This is a genomic window from Novosphingobium sp. FG90 (assembly GCF_057808725.1).
Genome location: NZ_JBMDIO010000085.1, coordinates 1 through 3213 on the forward strand (window position 1 = coordinate 1; position 3213 = coordinate 3213).

Genomic DNA, 3213 nt, shown 5'->3' on the forward strand with positions numbered 1-3213 from the left:
ACATACAGATTTACATCTGGCTGAGATTAATCGTCCGCACCTGAAAACAATGCAGCTTCTATGCAGGGCTGTCATTGATGGTGTGGATTCTCAAGCGTGAGGTAAGAGCATCTGGTGGATGCCTTGGCATGTACAGGCGATGAAGGACGTGGCACGCTGCGATAAGCGTCGGGGAGCCGTGAGCAGGCTTTGATCCGACGATTTCCGAATGGGGAAACCCACCTTCACCATTTCTCTCGAAGCATGGGCAACCATGAATTGAGTGAGGTGGATAAGGTATCCCAAGTTGAATACATAGACTTGGTGAAGCGAACCCGGGGAACTGAAACATCTAAGTACCCGGAGGAAAAGACATCAACCGAGATTCCGTTAGTAGTGGCGAGCGAACGCGGACCAGGCCAGTGCTTGCATCTAAGTTAGCAGAACGATTTGGAAAGATCGACCATAGCGGGTGACAGTCCCGTATGCGAAAATGAAGATGCAAGACTCGAGTAGGGCGGGACACGTGAAATCCTGTCTGAACATGGGGGGACCACCCTCCAAGCCTAAATACTCGTACATGACCGATAGCGAACACAGTACCGTGAGGGAAAGGTGAAAAGCACCCCGATGAGGGGAGTGAAACAGTACCTGAAACCGGATGCTTACAAGCAGTTGGAGCCTCTTTAGGGGGTGACAGCGTACCTCTTGCATAATGGGTCAGTGACTTAATGTACCATGCGAGCTTAAGCCGTTAGGTGTAGGCGCAGCGAAAGCGAGTCTGAACAGGGCGACTGAGTATGGTGTATTAGACCCGAAACCCGGCGATCTAGGCATGACCAGGTTGAAGGTGCGGTAACACGCACTGGAGGACCGAACCGTTGAATGTTGAAAAATTCTCGGATGAGTTGTGTTTAGGGGTGAAAGGCCAATCAAGCCGGGAAATAGCTGGTTCTCCGCGAAATCTATTGAGGTAGAGCGTCGAATGATTGCCGTTGGGGGTAGAGCACTGGATGGATGCGGGGGTCGCGAGATCTACCAATTCTAACCAAACTCCGAATACCAACGAGACTAGTTCGGCAGACAGACGGCGGGTGCTAAGGTCCGTCGTCAAAAGGGAAACAGCCCTAACCTACAGCTAAGGTCCCCAAGTCATCACTAAGTGGGAAAGCATGTGGGAATCCCAAAACAACCAGGAGGTTGGCTTAGAAGCAGCCATCCTTTAAAGAAAGCGTAACAGCTCACTGGTCTAAACAAGGGTTCCTGCGGCGAAAATGTAACGGGGCTAAAGTGATGCACCGAAGCTTAGGGTTCAGTCTTTGACTGAGCGGTAGCGGAGCGTTCCGTAGGCGAGTGAAGCGGGAGGGTAACCGACCGTGGACGTATCGGAAGTGCGAATGCTGACATGAGTAGCGACAAAGAGGGTGAGATGCCCTCTCGCCGAAAGACCAAGGGTTCCTGCTTAAAGCTAATCTGAGCAGGGTGAGCCGGCCCCTAAGACGAGCCCGAAGGGGGTAGTCGATGGGAACCACGTTAATATTCGTGGGCCTGGTGGTGTGTGACGGATCACTTACATTGTACAACCTTATTGGATTGGTTGTGCTTTCACGTGGTTCCAGGAAATAGCCCCACCGTATAGACCGTACCCGAAACCGACACAGGTGGTCAGGTAGAGTATACCAAGGCGCTTGAGAGAAGTATCCTGAAGGAACTCGGCAAATTGCCTCCGTACCTTCGGAAGAAGGAGGCCCCATATATGCGCAAGCACTTGTGGGGGGCACAGGCCAGGGGGTAGCGACTGTTTAGCAAAAACACAGGACTCTGCTAAGTCGGCTTCAAGACGACGTATAGGGTCTGACGCCTGCCCGGTGCCGGAAGGTTAAGAGGAGGAGTGCAAGCTCCGAATTGAAGCCCCGGTAAACGGCGGCCGTAACTATAACGGTCCTAAGGTAGCGAAATTCCTTGTCGGGTAAGTTCCGACCTGCACGAATGGCGTAACGACTTCCCCACTGTCTCCAGGATATGCTCAGCGAAATTGAATTCTCCGTGAAGATGCGGAGTACCCGCGGTTAGACGGAAAGACCCCGTGCACCTTTACTGCAGCTTCAGAGTGGCATTAGGATAGAATTGTGTAGCATAGGTGGGAGGCTTTGAAGCACCGGCGCCAGCTGGTGTGGAGCCATAGGTGAAATACCACCCTGTTATGTTCTGATGTCTAACCCAGGACCGTTATCCGGTTCGGGGACCCTCTGTGGCGGGTAGTTTGACTGGGGCGGTCGCCTCCTAAAGAGTAACGGAGGCGCGCGATGGTAGGCTCAGGCCGGTTGGAAACCGGCTGCAAGAGTGCAATGGCATAAGCCTGCCTGACTGCGAGATTGACGAATCGAGCAGAGACGAAAGTCGGTCATAGTGATCCGGTGGTCCCTCGTGGAAGGGCCATCGCTCAACGGATAAAAGGTACGCCGGGGATAACAGGCTGATGATTCCCAAGAGCTCATATCGACGGAATCGTTTGGCACCTCGATGTCGGCTCATCACATCCTGGGGCTGGAGCAGGTCCCAAGGGTTTGGCTGTTCGCCAATTAAAGTGGTACGTGAGCTGGGTTCAGAACGTCGCGAGACAGTTTGGTCCCTATCTGCCGTGGGCGTCGATACTTGAGAGGAGTTGACCCTAGTACGAGAGGACCGGGTTGAACATGCCTCTGGTGTACCTGTCGTTCCGCCAGGAGCGCAGCAGGGTAGCTATGCATGGACGGGATAACCGCTGAAAGCATCTAAGCGGGAAGCCTCCCTCAAGATTAGGTATCTTCGAGTCGTGATAGACCATCACGTTGATAGGCCGGGTGTGGAAGTGCGGTAACGCATGGAGCTAACCGGTCCTAATAACTCTGATCATGCTTGATGAATCCCACCATCAATGACAGCCCTGCAAACAGCAGCGCAACGTCAGATGGCGGACGATCTTCCAGCCAGACATCTGTACGAATAAAGCACGGGCATACATCGATTAAAAACCTCTAGCGTTCATGCGCCGGCTCCATTGCTTGGTGACCATAGCGTCAGTGACCCACCCGATCCCATCTCGAACTCGGCCGTGAAACCTGACAGCGCCAATGGTACTGTGGCTCAAGCCCCGGAAGAGTAGGACGTCGCCAGGCATTGAAGCCGGCGCACAAACGCTAGATAAAAAACCCATCACAATGACAAACAAAACAGGGGGCCAAAAAGCCCCCT

2 rRNA genes are annotated in these 3213 nt (G+C 53.3%); both read left to right on the forward strand.

The features are described from left to right. The first annotated feature begins 91 nt into the window (after window positions 1-91). Window positions 92-2882 (forward strand): 23S ribosomal RNA (locus ACODRZ_RS26535). Window positions 2883-3022: 140 nt separating this feature from the next. After that, a 5S ribosomal RNA gene (gene rrf / locus ACODRZ_RS26540) occupies window positions 3023-3137 on the forward strand. Window positions 3138-3213 lie beyond the last annotated feature (76 nt).